The organism is Ramlibacter sp. AN1133, assembly GCF_037890035.1.
Lineage (GTDB): Bacteria > Pseudomonadota > Gammaproteobacteria > Burkholderiales > Burkholderiaceae_C > Ramlibacter.
This window is the reverse complement of sequence record NZ_JBBKTQ010000010.1, coordinates 92132-112770: the sequence shown is the minus strand read 5'-3', so window position 1 is coordinate 112770 and position 20639 is coordinate 92132. Positions and strand designations below refer to the sequence as shown.

At 69.7% G+C, this 20639-nt stretch carries 19 protein-coding genes; 7 read left to right on the top strand and 12 right to left on the bottom strand.

The window, feature by feature from the left end; translation table 11 throughout:
• Window positions 1-96 precede the first annotated feature (96 nt).
• Together yihA and WG923_RS16100 are read left to right on the top strand one after the other, a co-directional pair.
• The gene (gene yihA, locus WG923_RS16105) at window positions 97-789 is read left to right on the top strand and encodes a ribosome biogenesis GTP-binding protein YihA/YsxC (RefSeq protein ID WP_445322937.1); all 693 of its coding nucleotides are present in this window, start codon (window positions 97-99) and stop codon (window positions 787-789) included.
• Window positions 786-1679, top strand: a complete 894-nt coding sequence (locus WG923_RS16100; protein ID WP_340351986.1) for an alpha/beta fold hydrolase — start codon at window positions 786-788, stop codon at window positions 1677-1679. The genes yihA and WG923_RS16100 overlap by 4 nt, the downstream gene beginning before the upstream one ends.
• A gap of 113 nt (window positions 1680-1792) precedes the next feature.
• Here WG923_RS16100 and WG923_RS16095 read toward each other — a convergent pair whose 3' ends face one another.
• Window positions 1793-2659 carry an LpxL/LpxP family acyltransferase gene (locus WG923_RS16095; RefSeq protein WP_340351985.1) on the bottom strand — a complete coding sequence of 289 codons (867 nt, stop codon included), beginning with the start codon at window positions 2657-2659 and terminating at the stop codon, window positions 1793-1795.
• Window positions 2656-3480, bottom strand: coding sequence for a lysophospholipid acyltransferase family protein (locus tag WG923_RS16090; RefSeq protein ID WP_340351984.1), 825 nt, complete (start codon window positions 3478-3480; stop codon window positions 2656-2658). The genes WG923_RS16095 and WG923_RS16090 overlap by 4 nt, the downstream gene beginning before the upstream one ends.
• A gap of 132 nt (window positions 3481-3612) precedes the next feature.
• Between WG923_RS16090 and metK the strand changes: the two genes are divergently transcribed.
• Entirely contained in the window at window positions 3613-4794 is a 1182-nt protein-coding gene (gene metK / locus WG923_RS16085; RefSeq protein ID WP_340351983.1) for a methionine adenosyltransferase, read from the top strand.
• A gap of 76 nt (window positions 4795-4870) precedes the next feature.
• Here metK and WG923_RS16080 read toward each other — a convergent pair whose 3' ends face one another.
• Both WG923_RS16080 and WG923_RS16075 read right to left on the bottom strand, forming a co-directional pair.
• Window positions 4871-5719 (bottom strand): hypothetical protein, encoded by an 849-nt coding sequence (locus WG923_RS16080; RefSeq protein ID WP_340351982.1) that lies wholly within the window; start codon window positions 5717-5719, stop codon window positions 4871-4873.
• Window positions 5716-6213, bottom strand: coding sequence for a hypothetical protein (locus tag WG923_RS16075; protein ID WP_340351981.1), 498 nt, complete (start codon window positions 6211-6213; stop codon window positions 5716-5718). Before WG923_RS16075 ends, WG923_RS16080 begins: the two co-directional genes overlap by 4 nt.
• A 219-nt stretch (window positions 6214-6432) precedes the next feature.
• Here WG923_RS16075 and WG923_RS16070 point away from each other — a divergent pair, with 219 nt between their 5' ends.
• Both WG923_RS16070 and ligD read left to right on the top strand, forming a co-directional pair.
• Window positions 6433-7491 carry a ferritin-like domain-containing protein gene (locus WG923_RS16070; RefSeq protein ID WP_340351980.1) on the top strand — a complete coding sequence of 353 codons (1059 nt, stop codon included), beginning with the start codon at window positions 6433-6435 and terminating at the stop codon, window positions 7489-7491.
• A 49-nt stretch (window positions 7492-7540) separates the two neighbouring features.
• Window positions 7541-10117, top strand: a complete 2577-nt coding sequence (gene ligD / locus WG923_RS16065; RefSeq protein ID WP_340351979.1) for a DNA ligase D — start codon at window positions 7541-7543, stop codon at window positions 10115-10117.
• 60 nt (window positions 10118-10177) lie between these two features.
• Here ligD and WG923_RS16060 read toward each other — a convergent pair whose 3' ends face one another.
• From WG923_RS16060 to WG923_RS16025, 8 genes are all read right to left on the bottom strand, one after another.
• Window positions 10178-10486, bottom strand: coding sequence for a hypothetical protein (locus WG923_RS16060; RefSeq protein WP_340351978.1), 309 nt, complete (start codon window positions 10484-10486; stop codon window positions 10178-10180).
• Between the two features lie 2 nt (window positions 10487-10488).
• A complete protein-coding gene (locus WG923_RS16055) occupies window positions 10489-10935 on the bottom strand; it encodes a group I truncated hemoglobin (RefSeq protein ID WP_340351977.1) in 447 nt (148 codons plus the stop codon).
• 70 nt (window positions 10936-11005) lie between these two features.
• Complete coding sequence (locus tag WG923_RS16050) at window positions 11006-11668, bottom strand: hypothetical protein (RefSeq protein WP_340351976.1); 663 nt, start codon at window positions 11666-11668, stop codon at window positions 11006-11008.
• Between the two features lie 118 nt (window positions 11669-11786).
• Entirely contained in the window at window positions 11787-12779 is a 993-nt protein-coding gene (locus WG923_RS16045) for an acrylyl-CoA reductase family protein (RefSeq protein WP_340351975.1), read from the bottom strand.
• Between the two features lie 73 nt (window positions 12780-12852).
• Window positions 12853-13875 (bottom strand): TRAP transporter substrate-binding protein, encoded by a 1023-nt coding sequence (locus WG923_RS16040; RefSeq protein ID WP_340351974.1) that lies wholly within the window; start codon window positions 13873-13875, stop codon window positions 12853-12855.
• Window positions 13876-13918: 43 nt separating this feature from the next.
• A complete protein-coding gene (locus WG923_RS16035; protein ID WP_340351973.1) occupies window positions 13919-15211 on the bottom strand; it encodes a TRAP transporter large permease in 1293 nt (430 codons plus the stop codon).
• Between the two features lie 5 nt (window positions 15212-15216).
• Window positions 15217-15717, bottom strand: a complete 501-nt coding sequence (locus tag WG923_RS16030) for a TRAP transporter small permease (RefSeq protein WP_340351972.1) — start codon at window positions 15715-15717, stop codon at window positions 15217-15219.
• Entirely contained in the window at window positions 15714-16196 is a 483-nt protein-coding gene (locus tag WG923_RS16025) for a gluconokinase (protein ID WP_340352078.1), read from the bottom strand. The genes WG923_RS16030 and WG923_RS16025 overlap by 4 nt, the downstream gene beginning before the upstream one ends.
• A gap of 181 nt (window positions 16197-16377) precedes the next feature.
• Here WG923_RS16025 and WG923_RS16020 point away from each other — a divergent pair, with 181 nt between their 5' ends.
• Together WG923_RS16020 and WG923_RS16015 are read left to right on the top strand one after the other, a co-directional pair.
• Window positions 16378-17397 (top strand): LacI family DNA-binding transcriptional regulator, encoded by a 1020-nt coding sequence (locus WG923_RS16020; protein WP_340351971.1) that lies wholly within the window; start codon window positions 16378-16380, stop codon window positions 17395-17397.
• Between the two features lie 306 nt (window positions 17398-17703).
• Window positions 17704-20511, top strand: a complete 2808-nt coding sequence (locus WG923_RS16015) for a multicopper oxidase domain-containing protein (RefSeq protein WP_340351970.1) — start codon at window positions 17704-17706, stop codon at window positions 20509-20511.
• The last annotated feature ends 128 nt before the right edge of the window (window positions 20512-20639 follow it).

The following is a 20639-nucleotide window of genomic DNA, read 5'->3' as shown; positions in this document are numbered from 1 at the left end:
AGCAGGGTAACAGGCGACTTGATCACGTTTCTTCGATTCGTTTGGCGCAAAACCCCGGGATTCTACAATGCCGCCTCCTCCCCTCTTCCCTCCCCGATGACCTCCCCGACGGGCCCCAGCGCCCCCAACACCTCCGAACCGGGGACCACCGCTGCCCAGGCCGTCGCCTGGATGCACACCGCGCGCTTCCTCACCACCGCGCCGCGCCTCGAGCATCTTCCCGAATCGGAAGTGCCCGAGATCGCGTTCGTGGGCCGCTCCAACGCCGGCAAGTCCACCTGCATCAACACGCTCACGCAGCAGAAGCGGCTCGCGTTCGCGTCCAAGACGCCGGGCCGCACGCAGGCCATCAACCTGTTTTCCCTGGGCAAGCAGGGCATCACCGACGCGGTGCTGGCCGACCTGCCCGGCTACGGCTATGCGGCCGTGCCCAAGCAGGACAAGCTGCGCTGGCAGCAGGTGATGGCGAATTACCTCGTGACGCGCCCGAATCTCGTCGGCGTGGTGATGATGGTCGACCCGCGCCACGGCCTCACCGAACTCGACGACATCCTGCTGGAGGTGATCCGCCCCCGCGTCGAGGCGGGCCTGAAGTTCCTCGTGCTGCTCACCAAGGCCGACAAGCTCAACCGCTCCGAGGCGAACAAGGCGCTGTCCATCGCGCGACTGCAGACGGCCGGCGGCGAGGTGAAACTGTTCTCCGCCCTGAAGAAGCAGGGCGTGGAGGAGACCGCGCTGCTCCTCTGGCACTGGACGCACCCGGAACCCGAACCCGCACCAGAACCATGACCATCGAGACCTGGCAGCAGGCGCTTCCCCACGGCATCACCCTGAGTTGCCGCGCCGCGGGACAGCGTGGCCGCCCGGTCCTGATGTTCCTGCACGGCTTCCCCGAGGCGGCCTTCATCTGGGACGAACTGCTCGAACACTTCGCGCAGGACGCCAATGGTGGCTACCGCTGCGTGGCACCGAACCTGCGCGGCTACGAAGCCTCGTCGCAGCCCGCCGAGGTGTCGGCCTACCGGCCCAAGCACCTGGTGCAGGACATCGCCGCGCTGGCGCAGATCGAAGGCGCGCCGCTCGCGTGCCTGGTGGCGCACGACTGGGGCGGCGCCGTGGCCTGGGGGCTGGCCAACCAGCAGCCCCAATTGCTGCAACGCCTGGCGATCCTCAATTCGCCGCATCCCGGCACCTTCCTGCGCGCGCTGCAGGCGAGCGAGGCGCAGCAGGAGGCCAGCGCGTACATGAACTTCCTGGTGCGCCCGGACGCCGAGGCGCTGCTGCGCGAGGACGACTACCGGCGCCTGTTCGGCTTCTTCACGCACTGGGGCCCCGCCACCTGGCTCACGGGCGCGCTGAAGGCGCAGTACCGCGCGCTGTGGGACGCGAGCCTCACGGGCGGCCTGAACTACTACCGCGCCTCGCCGCTGCGGCCGGCGCGCGCCGACGATCCCGGCGCCGCCGCGGTCACGCTGCCGCGCGAGATGCTCACCGTGGACGTGCCCACGCTGGTGCTGTGGGGCCTGAATGACACGGCGCTGCTGCCGGAACTGCTGGATGGCCTCGAGGATTACATCCCGCGCCTGACCGTGCACAAGGTGCCGGAGGCCTCGCACTGGATCGTCCACGAGCAGCCGCAGCTCGTCGCCCAGCGGCTCGCCGCCTTCCTGCGCTCGTGACGGCATCTGCGCAGGCTGGCGGTGACGCGCGAAGCGCAGGAACCCCAGCTCCGCTGCGCTCGCTGATCGCTGGGGTTCGCAAGGCTCACCGCCAGCCTACGATCCATCCAGCCTCAATAGACCCCAGGCTGGCCCGGCGGGCGCGTCTTGAAGCGCTTGTGCACCCAGTAGTACTGCGCCGGCATCTCGTCGATGTACGCCTGCAGCCGCCGGTTCATCAGCGCCGTGTCGGCCTCGAGGTCCTTCGTCGGGTAGTCCTGCCACGCCTCGCCCACCCGCACCTCGTAGCCTTGCGGCGTGAGCCTGGTGATCAGGGGCACCACCTTGGCCTTGCCCAGGCGCGCGAAGCGCGAGAGCGAAGGCACGGTGGCGGCCGGCACGCCGTAGAAGGGCACGAAGATCGACTCCTCGGGGCCGAAGTTCATGTCCGGCAGCAGGTACATCACGTGGCCGGCGCGCAGCGCGGCGATCAGGTCGCGCACACCCTCGGAGCGGCTCATGGGCCGGGCGTCGCCGAAGCGGTTGCGGCCCTTGAGCACCCAGGCGTCGATCACGGGATTGCTCTGCTGCGTGTAGATGCCCACGAAGCTGCGCGGCACCTGCTGCGACATGGCGCTCACGCCCGCGTCGAGCCCGACGAAGTGCGGGCAGAACAGGATCGTCGCGTCCCGGCCGGCGAGCTCCTGCACGGCGCCCGTCAGGTGCACCCGGCGCCTGACGACCTCGGGCGGCGCATGCCAGAGCCAGGCGCGATCGAGGAAGGACTGCGCCACGTACACGAACACCTCGCGCGCGACACGCCGGCGCTCGGACAGCGACCACTGCGGAAAGCACAGGCGCAGGTTCACGTCGACCACCTTGCGGCGCGACCACACCAGCGCGTACAGCACCAGGCCCAGCGCGCGCCCCAGCGCCCGCACCCACGATAGCGGCAGGTGCGCGATCAGCCGCATGAAGGCGATGCCGGCGCGGCTCATCATGCGGCGGCCTCCTCGCGCGGCGGCTTGTAGCGCGCATAGCCCCACAGGTACTGCGTCGGTCCGGCGCGCACCATGCGCTCCATTTCGGCGTTCACCTGCGCGGCGGCCTCCTCGGGCACGCGCGAGAGCTCGCCCTCGAAGCGGTGCACGTGCACCCGGTAGCCGCGCCCGCCCGCCAGCCGCTCGCCCCACACCAGCAGCAGCACGGCGCCGGTCTGCTGCACCAGCCGCGCCGGCAAGGTCATGGTGTACGCGTCGCGGCCGAAGAAGGGCGCCCACACGCCCAGCCCCTGCGGCGGAACCTGGTCGGGCAGCAGGCCCACGGCCTCGCCGGCCTTGAGCGCCCGCAGCATCTGCCGCACGCCGGCCAGCGTGGTCGGCACCGCCGTCATGTCGGGGCGGTTGCGCGAAGTGGCGACCAGTTCGCGCAGCCACGGCTTGCGCGCCGGCCGGAACAGCACCGTGACGGGCCCGAACTGCGCCGCGTAGGAGCGCGCGGTGACCTCGAAGCACCCCAGGTGTGGCGTGAGGAACACGATGCCGCGCCCTTCCGCACGCAGGGCGCGGACCATTTCCGCCTGTTCCCAGTGCACCGGCGGCATGGCGCCGAACCACAGCCGCGGCGTCTCGGCGACCAGCTTGCCGGCCTCGGCGACGGCGCGCCGCACCTGCGCGAAGGCGTAGCCGCCCTGGGCCGCGTTGGCCACGAAGCGGCGCCGGTAGGTGGGCGAGGCCAGGAAGGAGATCCAGCCCAGGACAGTGCCCAGCGCGTGCAGCAGCGGCAGGGGCCATTCGGCGAGCAGTTGGAAGAGTCGTTTCACGCGGGTTAGAATCGGGGCGTCGCCGAGTTATGAACTACTTGCAGGGCGACTCGAAAAAATTCTGCTAAAGCGTTCGCCCGAGCTCCGGCAGAAGGCAACGCGCCTTCCCATCAACCGCTGGAGTTTATTCAAATGGCGAACGACTTTCTCTTCACTTCCGAATCGGTGTCCGAAGGGCACCCCGACAAGCTGGCCGACCAGGTGTCGGACGCGATCCTCGACGCGATCTTCGCGCAGGACCCGCGCAGCCGCGTCGCCGCCGAGACCCTGGCCAACACGGGCCTCGTGGTGCTGGCCGGCGAGATCACCACCAACGCGCACGTCGACTACATCCAGGTCGCGCGCGACACGATCAAGCGCATCGGCTACGACAACACCGAATACGGCATCGACTACAAGGGCTGCGCGGTGCTGGTCGCCTACGACAAGCAGTCGAACGACATCGCCCAGGGCGTGGACCACGCCTCCGACGACCACCTGAACACCGGCGCCGGCGACCAGGGCCTGATGTTCGGCTACGCCTGCGACGAGACGCCGGTGCTGATGCCCGCGCCGATCTACTACGCCCACCGCCTGGTGGAGCGCCAGGCGCAGCTGCGCAAGGACGGCCGCCTGCCCTTCCTGCGCCCGGACGCCAAGTCCCAGGTGACCATGCGCTACGTGGATGGCAAGCCGCACAGCATCGACACCGTGGTGCTGTCCTCGCAGCACGCACCCGAGATGAGCGACGGCCACAAGATGAAGCCGGCCTTCGTCGAGGCGGTGATCGAGGAGATCATCAAGCCGGTGCTGCCCAAGGAGTGGCTCAAGGAAACCACGTACCTGATCAACCCCACCGGCCGCTTCGTGGTCGGCGGCCCGCAGGGCGACTGCGGCCTCACGGGCCGCAAGATCATCGTCGACACCTACGGCGGCGCGTGCCCGCACGGCGGCGGCGCCTTCTCGGGCAAGGACCCGTCCAAGGTGGACCGCTCCGCCGCGTATGCCGCCCGCTACGTCGCCAAGAACATCGTGGCCGCCGGCCTGGCGCGCCAGTGCCAGATCCAGGTCGCCTACGCGATCGGCGTGGCGCGTCCGATGAACGTGACGGTCTACACCGAAGGCACGGGCGTGATCCCCGACCACAAGATCGCGCAGTTGATCAGCGAGCACTTCGACCTGCGCCCGAAGGGCATCATCCAGATGCTCGACCTGCTGCGCCCGATCTACTCGAAGACCGCCGCCTACGGCCACTTCGGCCGCGAGGAACCCGAGTTCACCTGGGAGCGCACGGACAAGGCCCAGGCGCTGCGCGCCGCGGCGGGCCTGCGGTAAATCCCGTCGTCCCCGCGCCGGCGGGGAAACAGGAAGGGGCGCCGCGGCGCCCCTTCTTGTCTTCAGCGACGAGTTGTCACTGCACGGAAGCCGTCTGCTGCCGCCCGTACTCCTGCCGCTTCATCGTCACGTAGGTCTCCCGATCCATCTCGTGCAGCTGCCGCGGATAGCGCTCCGTCGCGCTGAACCACTTGTCGATCCGCCGGTCCACGCGTTGGGCGGCGGGCACGTCCATCGTGTCGAGGTACGCGTCGATCGCGAGGTAGTAGCGCATCGCGTTGCGCTCGATTGCGCCGCGCATGCCGCCTGACGTGAAGCCCGCCTTGTTCGCCCCGGCCGTCGCCAGGTACGCCTGCATCGCGAACTTGCCCGTGCCGCCATAGCCGTACGCGTAGCTCAGGTGCATGAAGGTGTGGCCGCCGTCCAGGGGGATCGCCTCCGCTGCGATGCGGTAGTCGCGCGTGCCGAAGGGGCCCTGCCCCGCGCTCAGGCGCGTCTCCAGGTAGTCAGCGCCGGAAGCCGCGCGCTGGAAGCCGAGATCGAGCCGATACGCCTGGTCGACCGGCTGGTCGTACTTGCGGCCGATGCGCACCGCCAGCCGGCCGCCGCCCGCGTGGCAGGCCTTGGTGTTGAACGGCAGCAGCATGATGTCGCACCAGGCGTTCGGGTCCTGCAGCGCGTCCTTCACCTTCTCGTACGGGTGGTCCAGCACGGCGTAGATGTCGCCCTGCAGCGAGTTGCTCGCCTGCGAGGAATCGATGAACAACTGGCGGCCGTAGGAGTTGCTTTGCAGCTGCGGCTTCACCTCCTCGTACTTGGCGCGCAGGGCGCCTGCATCGGCATGGGCCGCCACGGTGGCGAAGGCGAGCAGGCAGGCGGTGCCCAGGCCCGCGAGCAGGCGGGCGAGTCGGTCGGTGCGCATCATGCGTGTTTCCTGTGGGGGTCGGCTTCCGCCATCGGCGCAGCCTCGGTTTCCGGGGAGGTGGCTTCGGTTTCGGTCGGGGTGGTTTCCGACTCTTCTTCCAGGAAGGCCTGGACATCGAGCTGGATGCCGCCCATGAACAGCGAATGCGGCGCCACCTCGTAGAGGTAGCGGCCGCGCGGGTTCAGCACCAGGCGCATGCGCAGCTTCGGCTCCTGCATGCCTTCCCACACGCGGATCAGCCGCGCGCGCACCAGGTTGTCGGGGCACTGCAGCGACTTCAGCTTGTGGTAGTTGGTGGAGAGGCCCACCGCATCCAGGTACCAGGCCGACTGCTTGTTGCGCGCCAGCAGGTTGCCGGAGAGGTCGACTTCGAGCGTGAGGACGTTGCCCTCCACTTCGAGCACGAGGTTGCGGCCGAGAAGGCCTCCATTGGCCTCGCCGTACTTGTACGTGAGGTGGAGGTGCGATGGCGTCTTGCGCAGTGAGTATTTCATGGGCGTCACCCGGTTCGGCACAGCGTGCGGCACCGGCCGCGGCGCCCGTGTAGGACGTTGTTGTGTCCGCCTGTGCGTGCGCTCAGCCATGTAGGAGGCGCGTGGCCGCTGGCCCGACGCGTCCTACACGGGATGTGGTCCCGCGCGCCACGGCGTGGCTCGGCCTGCGTCCCAAGATGAGGGCAGGACCTTTCATCCACCCCATCCAAGGAGCGAACAATGGCAGCTGAAGAACGCGAAGACCGCGACATGAACCGAGACCCCATCACCGACGAACCCGGCGCGCACCCGATCGGCACGGGCGTCGGCGCCACCGGCGGAGCGCTCGCCGGCGCCGCCGCCGGCTCGATCGCGGGTCCGGTCGGCGCTGCCGTGGGCGGCGTCGTCGGTGCGGTCGTCGGCGGCCTCGCGGGCAAGGCCGCGGGCGAAGCCGTGAACCCCACGGCCGAAGAAGCCTTCTGGCGCGACAACTACGACAAGGAGCCGTACTACGAGCAGGGCCGCAGCTTCGACGACTACGGGCCCGCCTACCGCCTCGGCCTGTCGGGCCGCGAGCGCTACGAGGACCCGTGGACCTCGGTCGAGCCCCGCCTCGCCTCGGAATGGGAAACCACCCGCGGCAATTCGTCCCTGAACTGGGACCGCGCGGCCCCCGCGGCCGGCGCCGCCTACCAGCGCGCCGACGAGCACTATCGCAACTACAACACGGGCATGGGCCGGGCCGGCATGGGCACCCCGGACGGCGGCAACACCGGACTGCGCGGCACGGCTGCGGGCACCGGCGCGGCCGGCGCCGTCGGCGCGATGCAGACCGCGGGCAACAGCGGCGGCGACCGCGGCGACGTGATCGACGTGCTCAAGGACCTGGTGGAATGCAGCAAGGACGGCGAGTACGGCTTCCGCGAGTGCGCCGAGCAGGCCAAGCGGCAGGACTTGAAGTCGATGTTGCTGCAGCGCGCGGAAGACTGCCGGCGCGGCGCCGAGGAACTGAACCGGCTGCTGCGCGAGTGCGGCCACGACGTCGAGGAAGGCGGCAGCGCGCTGGGTGCCATGCACCGCGGCTGGGTCTCGATCAAGTCCAAGCTGACCAGCTATGACGACAAGGCGGTGCTGGAAGAATGCGAGCGCGGCGAGGACAATGCCAAGGCCCGCTACGCCAAGGCGCTGCAGAAGAACCTGCCCGCCAACGTCCGCACGGTCATCGAGCGCCAGTACCAGGGCGTGCAGCGCAACCATGACCAGGTGAAGATGATGCGCGACCAGTTCCGTTCCGCGTAAACCGCAAGGAAGGACGACGAGGGGGCTGCGGCCCCCTCGTTCTCGTGTGATGCCAGAAAAGACCGCACTGCAGAAATACCGCGACAAGCGCAACTTCGACGCCACGCCGGAACCGGCGGAGGGCGGCGAGGCAAACGAGGACGCCCGCAGCTTCGTGATCCAGAAGCACTGGGCCACGCGGCTCCACTACGACTTCCGGCTCGAGCTGGAAGGCACGATGAAGAGCTGGGCGGTCCCCAAGGGCCCCAGCTTCGACCCCAACGACAAGCGCATGGCGATGCCCACCGAGGACCATCCCATCGCGTACAACCGGTTCGAGGGCCAGATCCCCGCCGGCAACTACGGCGCCGGCAAGGTGATCATCTGGGACAAGGGCACTTGGCACCCCCTGGAGGACCCGCACCAGGGGTACCGTGACGGCAAGCTGAAGTTCGAGCTGCGCGGGCACAAGATGCACGGCCACTGGACGCTCGTGCGCATGAAGGGCCGCGGCAACGGTCGCGAAGACCCCTGGCTCCTGATCAAGGAGCGCGACGCGTTCGCGCAGCCGGCGGCGCAGTTCAGCGTCGTCGACGAGATGCCGGACAGCGTGAAGGACCTGGAAGATCGCCCCGCGGCAGCCACGTCGCCGCAGTCTGCACCCAGCACGGCGCCGGCCCCGAATTCGGGCCCGCCCGCAGGCGCCCGGCCCGCGAGCCTGCCGAAGGAACTGCAACCCGAACTCGCGGTGCTGGTCGACGAGCCGCCCGCGGACCCCGCCGACTGGATCTTCGAGATCAAGTTCGACGGCTACCGCATGCTGGCGCGCGTGGAAGACGGCGCGATCCGGCTCGTCACGCGCAACGGCAACGACTGGACGTCACGGCTGGCGGGGCTGGTCCAGGCGATGCGCGGCATGGAGCTGCCGGACGGCTGGTACGACGGCGAGATCATCATGCCGGGCGAGGACGTGCCGGCGGACTTCCAGGCGCTGCAGGGCGCCTTCGACAGCGCGCGCACCGACCGCATCGTCTACTACCTGTTCGACCTGCCCTATTGCGCCGGCCACGACCTGCGCGACGTGCCGCTGCTGGAGCGGCGCGCGGTGCTGCAGCGCATCGTCGAACGCCAGCCGCATCCCAACGTGCGCTTCAGCGCCGAATTCGACGCCAGGCCGAAGGAGATGCTGGAGTCGGCCTGCCGGCTCGGCCTCGAAGGCGTCATCGCCAAGCGGCGCCATTCGGCCTACGTGGGCCGGCGCTCCAGCGACTGGATCAAGCTCAAGTGCAAGCTGCGGCAGGAGTTCGTGATCGGCGGCTTCACCGACCCGAAGGGCTCCCGCACGGGCGTGGGTTCGCTGCTGCTCGGCGTGCACGACGACGGCGGCAAGCTGCGCTATGCGGGCAACGTGGGCACCGGCTTCAACGAGCAGACGCTGGCGGACCTGCGCCGGCGGCTCGACGCGCTCGCGCAGCAGCGCAGCCCCTTCGAGGCCGGCACGGGCATCGCGCGCGGCGCGCACTGGGTCAAGCCCGAACTGGTGTGCGAGGTCTCCTTCGGCGAGTGGACGCGCGACGGCAAGATCCGCCACTCGGTGTTCCACGGCCTGCGCAGCGACAAGCCGGCCGACGCGATCGGCCAGGAGCCGGTGCTGCACGCGCCCCCGCCCGACCAGCCGGCGGCAAAGACGCACCAGCCGGCCACGAAGGCCGCCAAGGACGCGAAGGCGGCGGCCGCACCGAAGGCACCAGCGACGAGCACCCTGCCCGCCACGCTGCGCATCAGCAACGCGGATCGCGTGATCGATCCGCAGAGCGGCGTGAGGAAGATCGACCTGGTGCGCTACTACGCGCTGGTCACGCCGCTGATGATGCCGCACCTGAAGGACCGCCCGATCGCCATGGTGCGCGCCCCGGACGGCATCGAAGGCCAGCTGTTCTTCCAGAAGCATGTGGACCGCTACAAGATGGCCGGCGTGGAGGCGCTAGACCCCGCGGTCTTCCCGGGCCATCCGCCGATGGTCTACATCGCGAAGCCGGAAGGGATCCTGTCGGCCGCGCAGATGAACGTGATCGAGTTCCACACCTGGAACGGCGTGCGCACGGCGATCGACAAGCCCGATCGCATGACCTTCGACATCGACCCCGGCGAAGGCGTGGGCTGGCCGCAGATCCAGGAAGCGGCGCAGCTGGTGCGCACGATGCTGGAGGAACTGCAGCTGCCCTGCTTCCTCAAGACCAGCGGCGGCAAGGGCCTGCACCTGGTCGTGCCGCTGAAGAAGCAGTTCGACTGGGACACGGTCAAGTCCTTCTCGCAGGCCGTCGTGCAGCACCTCGCGCGCACGCTGCCGGAGCGCTTCGTCGCCAAGAGCGGTGGCAGCAACCGCGTGGGCCGCATCTTCATCGACTACCTGCGCAACGGCTACGGCGCGACGACGGCCTGCGCCTGGTCAGCGCGCGCGCGGCCGGGCCTGGGCATTTCGGTGCCCGTGCGCTGGGACGAGCTGGGGGCGCTCAAGAGCGGTGCGCACTGGACGGTCGTCACGGCGCACCAGCGGCTGGACCAGGGCAACGAGCCCTGGGCCGATTACGAAGCCAGCCGCGTGACACTGCAGGCGGCGATGAAAAAGCTGGGGTTCGAAAAGTAGGCTGGCGGTGGAGCGAAGCGAAACCCCAGCGCTGGGCTTGCGCTTCGCTCCACCTCCAGCCTACGGCACGCGCACGCAGTCGCGCAGTTCCGGGCGGCCCTGCATGTCGAGCCAGGCGGTGCGGCCGTCGCGCCCCACGGTGAGCACTTCGCAGGCATAGACGCCCTCGCGCCCGGCCTCGGCGTGCACCGGGAAGCTCATGCCCGCCAGCTGCAGGCGCGGCCCCTGGCGCGCGTCCAGCACCAGCGCGAACTCCCTGCCGCCCGCGCAGCGGTAGGTTTCGGTGCGGCTGGCCGGCACCACGCTGCAGCCCGCCAGCGCCAGCGCCAGCAGCCAGGCAGCGCGTGCAGCGGCCCGCCGCGCGTTCATCGTCAGCGCCCCACCACGGCAGGCTTCAGGCCGCCGAGCATGTTCATGACCTCGCCCTTCTCCTGCGCGGGGACCTTGAAGCGATCGAGCACCAGCGCCGTGTCTTCCGCCAGCGCCGTGAAGTCGCCGTCGGTGAGCTGCATGCCCGTGTGGGCGGCCAGCATGTCCTTGCCCTTGTACTGGCAGGGACCGCCGCTGGCCTGGCAGAGGAAGTCGACCAGCTGGCCGGCGAAGGCCTCCGGGCGCGTCCTGGCGAAGTGGCGGTTGATGCGGGCGTCCGCAGCGACCACGGACCACAGCTCGCCCACCACGGCGCCCAGCGCCTCCTTGCCGCCCAGGCGGTCGTACAGGGTGCGGGGCGCCGTCTGCGCGGCGGCGGGGGCGGTGCAGAGGAAGGCGGCGGCGCTGGTCGCCAGGATGGCCGCGGCGATGCGGGAAAGGGACGTCATGGGGAAGCTCCTCGAAGATGTGCGGGGTTCGCATTCTTCGCAACCGCCCCCCACGCGTCGGTGACTTTGGTCACCCTCCCTGCGGCGCCACCCAGGGCAGGCGCAGCTCGATGCGCTGCCCCTCGCGCGCCAGCTGCACGCCGTCGGCGGCGGCCAGCGCCTCGAGGTCCTCCCACTCCAGCTTGCGGTAGTTGGCCTCGCCGCGGAAGTTGTTGTCGCCGTCGTTGCCGCGCACCTCCACCCGCAGGCGGGCGGCGTCGGCTTCGGCCGTCGCCGTGATCACCAGGTCGGCGGGCGCCGGCAGCCGGTCGGTGCAATGCAGCAGCACTGCCGTCAGCAGCGTGCGGATGCCGGGGCGGCTCACCGCGCCGGGCAGCTCGTGCACTTCGTTGCGCAGCGCGTAGCCGCGAAAGCTCAGGCTGGTGGCCAGCAGGGCGGCGCACTCGCGCACGGCCTCGTGCACCGGCACCGTGACGGCATCGTCCGGCGCCAGCCAGCCGACCACGTCGACGCAGGAATTGAGCGCCGCCTTGGCGAAACCGTTGATCTTGTTGGCGCTGTCCTGCACGTGCGCGAGATCGGGCACGGCCGCGCGCAGGCGCCGGTCCATCACCTCGTAGATCATCCCGATCGGCTGCAGGTTGACGACCAGGTGATGGCGGAACGACGGCGCAAGGCGCCGCAGCAAAGCATAGCGGGCCGCTTCGGCCGCGTGGGTGGGGACTGCCGGCATGGACTCAGGGTAGCCAGCCGCCCGGGGGCTGTCAACGCGCCGGAACCAGCATCCCGCGTGCGTCCGGCCCGCCCGCCTGCTGCCGCGGCGGCGCGCGCCGGCCGATGAACGCGCCGCCTCAGGCGTTGTCCGTGACGGAGATCACGTTGCGCCCGCGGCTGCGCCCGGCGATCACGTCCTCGATCACCTTCGGCAGCGCGTCGAACGGCACGACGTGGCGGATGCGTTCGAGGTGGCGCGGGCGCAGGTCGGTCGCGAGCCGCTGCCACAGGCGCTCGCGCGTGGGCACGTCGTTGTCCGAGTTCACGCCGATCAGGCGCACGCCACGCAGGATGAAGGGCATCACCGTGCTGGAGAACGCGATGCCGGCCGCATTGCCGATGCTGGCGATCACGCCGTCCTTCTGCGTGGTGCGGATCAGGCCCGCGAGGGGCTCGCCGCCCAGCGAATCGACGGCGGCTTGCCACTGCGCGCTCTCGAGCGGGCGCGAGCCGGTCTGCAGCTCCGAGGAAGCGATGACGCTCGCCGCTCCCAGCTCCTTCAGGTAGCCGGCCTCGGCCGGCTTGCCCGTGACCGCCACCACCTCGTAGCCGAGGCGGGCCAGCATGTCGATGGCGATGCTGGCGACGCCGCCGGTGGCGCCGTTGACCAGCACCTTGCCGCGCGCCGGCGCGATGCCGTTCAGCTCCATCAGGTCCACGGCCAGCGCCGCCGTGTAGCCGGCCACGCCGATCGCCGCGGCGTCCAGGGGCGTGAGCCCTGGCGGCAGCGCGTTGACCCAGTCCGCGGGCGCGCGCGCCCATTGCGCGTAGCCGCCATGGTGCGAGACGCCGAAGCCGTGGCTGTGCACCACCACCGCATCGCCCTGGCGGAAACGCGGCGAGGTGGAGGACTCCACCACGCCGGCGGCGTCGATGCCGCCCACGCACGGGAAGCGCCGGATGATCCGGCCGCGGCCGGTGGCGGCGAGCGCGTCCTTGTAGTTCACGCTGGCGTACTGCAGCCGCACCGTGACCTCGCCCGGATCGAGCTGCGCCTCGGTGAGTTGCGTGAAACCGGCGCGCACCGATTCGGGCGAGCCTTCGATCAGGTAGGCCTTGAATGCGTCCATGGCGGCAGCTTACCAGCGCCGCGGAATGAAGAAAGCCGCCCGGGCGGGCGGCTTCCGTCGTGAGCGCAGTGCCTTACTTGGCCGCGCCGCGCACCTTGCCCAGCGCGTCCTGGGTCTCCTTCCAGAGATCCATGCCCACGTTGGTGGCGATCGAGGCGTTCACCTTGGTCAGCTTGTCGCGCATGCGGCCGGCTTCGGCGGGCGGCAGCTCGTTGATCTGCATGCCCTTGGCCTTCAGGTCGGCCAGCGCCTTGGCGCCTTCCTCCCGCGTGTCCTTGCGCTCGAAGTCGCGGCTCGCGCGGGCGGCGTCGGCCAGCACCTTCTGTTCGTCCTTGCTCAGGCCGTCCCACCACTTCTTCGACACCAGCACGATCCACGGGCTGTAGACGTGGTTGGAGATCGTCAGGTACTTCTGCACCTCGTAGAACTTGGACGACAGGATGGTGTTGTACGGGTTCTCCTGGCCGTCGACCGTCTTGGTCTCGAGCGCGCTGAACAGCTCCGAGAAGGGCAGCGGGATCGCGTTGGCGCCCAGCATGCGGAAGGAGTCCAGGTACACGTTGTTCTGCATCACGCGCAGCTTGATGCCGTCCAGGTCTTCCATCTTGTTGACCGGACGCTTGCTGTTGGTGAGGTTGCGGAAGCCGTTCTCCCAGTATGCCAGGCCGACCAGGCCCTTGTCCTGCAGCTTGTCGATCACCTTGGTGCCGATCGGGCCGTCCAGGATGACGTCGGCTTCCCTGGCGTTGTTGAACAGGAAGGGCGTGTCCCACAGCGCCATTTCCTTGGTGATGCCCACCAGCGTGGCGGTGGAGCCCACCATCATTTCCTGGGCGCCGCCGATCAGGGCCTGCTGCATCTGGACGTCGGAGCCCAGCGCCGCGGCGCCGATCGCGCGCACCTTCATCTTGCCCTGCGAGGCCTTCTCGACCTGCTCGGCGAAGTACTTGACGGCGCGGCCCTGGTTGCTCTGCTCGTTCAGGCCGTAGCCGAAGCGGATCAGGCGGGGCTTGATGTCGGCGGCGAAGCCGGTGCTGGCGGCCAGCAGCGCGCCGACGGCGGCGGCGGCGAGGATCGTGCGACGAAGGAACTGCATGTGATGCCTCTCTCAGGATGAAGAAAAGAAAACGGGTCGGGGGTCAGCGCATCCACACGACCGGCGCGATGACGATCTGCGGGAACAGGACGAACAGGGCCAGGATCGCGACGTAGACCGCGAGGAACGGGTTCACGCCCTTGATCACCTGGTGCAGGGGCAGGCGGCCGACGCCGGCCACCACGTTGAGCACGGTGCCCACCGGCGGCGTGATCAGGCCGATCGCGCCATTGAGCACGAACATGAGGCCGAAGTAGACCGGGTCGATGCCGGCCTTCACCGCGATGGGCAGCATCACCGGCCCGAAGATCAGGATCGTGGGCGTGAGGTCGAGCGCGGTGCCGATCAGCACCAGCACCACCATCATCACGGCCATCAGCAGGCGCGGGCTGTTCACCAGCGGGCCCAGCCAGCCGCTCAGCACCGCCGGCAGGTCGGCCAGCGTGATCATGTAGCTGGCCACCTGGGCGCCGGCGCACAGGAACATCACGATCGCGGTCGTCTTGGCGGCGCGCACCAGCACCGGGCCGATCTCGGCCCACTTCATCTCGCGGTGCACGAACAGCGACACCACCAGCGCGTAGAAGGCGGCGACCACCGCGGCCTCGGTCGGCGTGAACACGCCGCTCTTCATGCCGCCGATGATGATCAGCGGCATCAGCAGCGCCCAGAAGGCCTTGGCCGACGCGCGCAGGCGCTCGCGCATCGGCAGCGGCTCGCCGGCGGGCAGGTCGATCCTGCGCAGCAGCAGCTTCCACGCGACCAGCAGGCCCACGCCCATGATCAGTCCCGGCACGATGCCGGAGAGGAACAGCTGCGAGATCGAGGTGTTGGTCGTGACGCCGTAGATCACGAAGGGCATCGACGGCGGGATGATGGGCGCGATGATGCCGCCGGAGGCGAGCAGGCCGGCCGACGTGGCGAGCGGGTAGCCCTCCTTCTTCATCATCGGCAGCAGGATGGTGGCGAGCGCCGCCGTATCCGCGAGCGCCGAGCCGCTCATGGAGGCCATGAGCACCGCCGCGCCGATCGCCACGAAGCCCAGGCCGCCGCGGATGTGGCCGACCCAGGCCTGCGCCATGTCGATGATGCGGCGGCTGATGCCGCCGGAGTTCATCAGCTCGCCGGCCAGGATGAAGAAGGGCACGGCCAGCAGCGGGAAGCTGTCGACGCCGGCCACCAGGTTCTGCGCCAGCAGCTGCGTGTCCCAGAAGCCGAGCACGTACGCCATGCCGGCGCCGGTGAGCACCAGGGCCAGGGCCATGTTCATGCCGACGCCCATGAGCACCAGCATGCCGAGCGAGAAGACGACGAAGGCTTGGGCTTCCGGGGACATTCCGCTCACTCCACTTCCGCTTCGTGGCCGAGGTTCAGCGGATCCCGGCGCACCAGTTCGATCAGGGCCATGACGCCGATCGCCGAGCAACTCAGAAAGGCCGGCAGCGGTAGCAGCGCGACGGGATACCCGAGCACCACCGAAGTGCTGTCCATGCCTACCACGACCTGCTGCCAGGCCCCCCAGGCGACCAGCACGCAGGCGAGCAGGACCAGCAGGCGGATCAGCACGGTCATGACGGCCATCGCCACGGGCCGCTTCTGCAGCATGCCCACCAGCGAGGTGAACGCCATGTGCTCGCCCGCCGGGTAGGCCGCCGTGGCGCCGATGAACACCATCCACACGAACAGCAGGCGCGAGAGTTCCTCGCTGGCGGCGATGCCGCTGCCGAAGCCGTAGCGCAGCACCACGTTGATGAACACCGCGACGGCCATCACGCCGAGGCAGGCGGCCATGAGCCAGTGCGTGACGCGCTGGAAGCGGCCGTGCGCGAGCGGGGTGTTCATGCGGTCTCCTTGCGGTGCAGCCAGGCGCCCACCTCGCGCTGCAGGCCTTCGAGCGGCGCCAGCGCGTCGACGCGCAGCACGCCGGCTTCGCCGACCGGCGACTCCAGGGTGGCGAACTGGCTGTCCACCAGGCTGGCGGAGAAGAAGTGCGAGCCGCGGCTGGCCACGCGCTCCTGCGCCGCGGCCCGGTCGATCTCCAGGAAGACGAAGCGCAGGCCCGGCGCCGCGGCACGCAGGCGCTCGCGGTAGGCGCGCTTGAGGGCGGAGCAGGTGAGCACCACGCCCTGCGGGTGGGCTGCGAGCTGCCCGCCCAGGACTTGCAGCCACTGGCCGCGGTCATCGTCCGTGAGCGGGATGCCGCGGCTCATCTTGTCGCGGCTGGCGGAGCTGTGGAAGTCGTCGCCTTCGATGAGCGGCAAGCCTTCCGCGGCAGCCACCGCGGCCCCGAGGCTGGACTTGCCGCAACCGGCCACTCCCATGATCACGATCCGGTCACCCACTGGACAGCGCTATCTTCATCGGTAAACAAAAAGGCGCCCGACATCGGCTTCACCGGCCTTGTTACCCTGAACACCGGGAAGGCCCGCCTTGTCAAACGCCACTGGACAGCGCTATCCTAAGTGTCTGGCCGGCATTATGAATCCGGGTTAACCCTAGTCCATGTCACCCAAGCGATCCCGCGCCACCGGGCGGGTCACCCTCGCCGACGTCGCCCAGGCGGCGAACGTCAGCCCCATCACCGCCTCGCGCGCGCTGCGCGGCGAGCGCTCGGTCGCGGCCGAACTCGTCGCGCGGGTGCAGGCCGCGGTGCAGCGCCTGGGCTACGTGCCCGATCCGGCGGCGCGCGCCCTCGCCTCGCGCCACGGCACGCAGGTGGCGCTGCTGGTGCCGGCGCTGTCGAACGCGCTGTTCGTGGACCTGGTGGAGGCGGCCCAGCGCACGCTCGCCCGCGCGGGCTACCAGACCCTGATCGGCGTGACGCACTACGACCCGGCCGAGGAAGAACAGATCCTGCGTGGCCAGCTGCTGCACCGGCCGGCGGGCATGCTGGTGACGGGCTTCGACCACAGCGAAGCCAGCCGCGCGCTGATCGCCGCCAGCGGCGTGCCCTGCGTGCACCTGATGGAGATGTCCGGCGCCGCCGGCGTCTACAGCGTGGGCTTCTCGCAGCAGCAGGCGAGCATCGCGATGACGCGGCACCTGCTCGATCGCGGCCGCCGCCGCATCGCCTTCGCGGCCGCGCAGCTCGATCCCCGCACGATGCAGCGGCTGGAGGGCTGGCGCCAGACCATGCGCGAACACGGCCTGCACACGCCGACGCTGGAGTGGCTCAACCCTGCGCCCTCCTCCATCGGCCTGGGCGGCATCCTGTTCGAACAGATCATGGGCCAGCACCCGCCGGTCGATGCGATCTTCTTCTGCAACGACGACCTGGCGCAGGGCGCCCTGCTCGCGGCGCTGCGCCTGGGCATCCGCGTGCCGGAGCGCGTGGCGGTGTGCGGCTTCAACGACCTCACCGGCAGCGACCAGATGCTGCCGCCGCTGACCACCGTCCGCACCCCGCGCGCGGAGATGGGTGCGGCAGCGGCGGAGATGCTCCTGAAGCTGATGCGCGGCGTGGCCGTCGACCCGACCTGCATCGACGTGGGCTTCGAGCTGGTGGTGCGCGGCAGCACCTGAGGGCCGTCGGCGCCACGCAGCGCCACGGCCTTCCGCCACGCCACCGAGGTGGGGCGGCCCCCCGGGGAATGGCCCCAAGGTCGGGTTCGCATTCCCCCGAAAGCGGGGAGATTCCCCACCGATCGGGCCGGTCCGCCGACACCTTCAGGCCCCCATCGCGGCACCTTCGTGCTACCCCGGCGAACGCCTGAAGAATTCCTACTTATTCTCATTTGCATTGGCATGTGTGGTGCGTTGCGGGCCTCGCAGGAGCAGAACTCCGTTGCGACCGCAACGGAAACGAGTGAACACCACCAGGAGTCGTTGATGAAGCCAAGTCGTCGCCACAGGAGCAGCGGGGTCCGGCCAGTTTCGAGGTTCGTGCTGTCCGCGGCGTGCATCGCCGCGTTCGGTGCGCTCACGCTGAACGCGCAGGCTGCGCTCGACCCGTTCGGGCCGCCGCCCGCCACGGATCCGTCCCGCCACACCGACCAGCCGGCGGACCCCACCCAGGCGCTGCAGGACCTGCTGGACGCACCGCACGCCTTCGAGGGCGCGCTGGAGATGCCCAACCACACCCACCTCGAGCGCCAGGAGGTCGCCGACGAGAACGTGGTGCAGCGCGAGGCGCAGAGCTCGTTCAACTACCCCACCAACGGCTATCCGAGCCCCCTCTTCGCCGCCCAGCCCTGGACGCAGAAGCTGCTGATGTTCGAGGAGTTCGGCCCGGAGAAGCTGGATGCGAACGTGGAGGCCGGCACCGAACCCTTCCCGCGTCCCGTGACCGGACCCGCGCCGGAACTGGACCCGACGAGCGTCGCGCGCAGCGGCCCGGCCGGCACGGCACTCGACGGCTTCCTGGCCCAGGCCGGCATCGCGCCCTTCCCCACCCGCGAGTCCAACACCTCGCTGCCCAACCCGTGGAAGCCGGACGTCGAGCAGTTCCTGCAGCGCTTCCTGGTGAATCCGCCCGCCGAAGGCCGCCCGTCCGGCGAGGGCTGGTCGCACCAGCGCTGGAACGAGTTCTACCCGCAGGCCTTCTTCAAGACCGCGCAGGCCGGCTCGCGCAGCAACGGCGGCCTGCGTGACCGCAAGCAGCTGCACGAGTACCGGTTCGGCGAGTTCGGCCCCGGCGGCCTGTACCACAACACCACCGGCCTGCCCGGCTTCGACGGCACGACCCGGGGGATCCCGATCAAGATCCATCCGGCCATGCCGGTGCAGAACCGCAACTCGGTGTGGACCTTCGACGGCACCCTGCCGCCCAAGCTGCTGATGGCGCGCTACGGCCAGCCGATCCTCATGCGCCACTACAACGCGCTGCCGATCGACCCGTCGGCCAACCGCGGCTTCGGCCTGCACACCATCAGCACGCACGAACACAACGGCCACAACCCCGCGGAAAGCGACGGCTTCGCCAACGCCTTCTTCTTCCCGGGCCAGTTCTACGACTACCGCTGGCCCTTGCAGCTCGCCGGCTACGACTCGATCAACACCGCGGCCACCGACCCCCGCGCGGGCTTCCCGTGCTCGCCCGGCGAGACGCTGTGGGTCAACGACGCGAACCCCGGCGTGAAGAGCTGCGACAACGGCAGGATCAACGTGCGCGGCGACTGGCGCGAGACGATGTCGACGCACTGGTTCCACGACCACATGGTCGATTTCACGGCGCAGAACGTCTACAAGGGCAACGCCGTGATGATGAACTACTACTCGGCGCTCGATCGCGGCAACGAGGCCCTGGACGACGGCGTGAACCTGCGCCTGCCCTCCGGCTCCGCCATGCCCTGGGGCAACCGCGACTACGACGTCAACCTGGTGCTGGCCGACAAGGCCTGGGACCAGCAGGGGCAGCTGTGGTTCAACCCCTTCAACCCCGACGGCTTCATCGGCGACCGCATGACGGTGAACTGGCAGTGGCAGCCCACGCTGGACGTGCGCGCGCGCCGCTACCGCTTCCGCCTGCTCAACGGCTCGGTGTCGCGCTACTTCGCCGTGGCGGTGGTCGCCGAGTGCAAGTCCGGCTCCTGCGAGATGCCCGGCCCGAGGGGTTCCGGCGTGTCGTACAAGCGCATCCCGTTCCACCTGGTCGCCAACGACGGCAACCTGATGGAACACGCGATCCCCTTCGACGGTTCGATGGACCTCGATGGCGACGGCGACCGGCAGGACCACAACGCGGTGCTGCCGACGCAGGCCATCGCGGAGCGCTACGACATCGTCGTGGACTTCGCCCGGCACGGCCTGAAGGCGGGCGACAAGGTGTACTTCGTCAACGTGATGGAACACGACACCGGCATCATCGCCAAGAAGATCATCCCGCTGCGCTCGGTGCTGTCGGGCGAGTACAAGGCGACACAGCGGACCAGGAGCGACGGCACCAAGGAGTGGCGGGACGGCGACCCGGTCGTCGGCCCCTTCCTGCAGATGAAGGTCCAGCCTTACGCGGGGGTCGACCTGAGCATGGATCCGGCGCAGTACGAGCCGGCCAGGCCGAACAAGCCGGCGGGCAGGAAGATGATCCCGCTGTGGCTGGACCGGGGCAACCCGGCGGACCTGCAGAAGCTGCAGGCGGCGCGCCACCGCACCTTCGAGTTCGGCCGCTCCAGCGGCACCGACGACATGCCGTGGACGGTGAAGACCGACGGCGGCATCGCGTACAACGCGGATCCGCGCCGCATCAGCGCCGCCCCGCAACTGGCCACCGGCCCCACCGACGCCGGCGCGGCCGGCGACGGCACCACCGAAGTCTGGAAGATCAAGTCCGGCGGCGGCTGGAGCCACCCGGTGCACGTGCACTTCGAGGAGGGCATCGTCCTCACCCGCAACGGGGCGCCGCCGCCGGAGTGGGAGAAGTGGGCCCGCAAGGACGTCTACCGCGTGGGCGGCGATCCGGAGAGCACCAACGAGATGGAGATCGCCATCAAGTTCCGCGAGTTCGCCGGCACCTACGTGGAGCACTGCCACAACACGCAGCACGAGGACACGTCCATGCTGCTGCGCTGGGACCTGGAGTACCCCGGCCAGTTCCAGGTGATGCCCACGCCCCTGCCCACGTGGGACGGCGTCGAGTACGCGCCGTCGGTGGGCATCCCCAGCTTCCGCACCGGCGACGGCATGGGCCCGCAGCCGTGACCTGACACACCAGCACCCGAGGGGGTTTGGGGTGGACGGCGGCTCAAGGCCCCGTCCACCCGCTTTTTTTGGTTCACCAGTCCGCGGGGAGATCAGCCACCACTGCCAAGTTGAGGTCGTCGAGATGG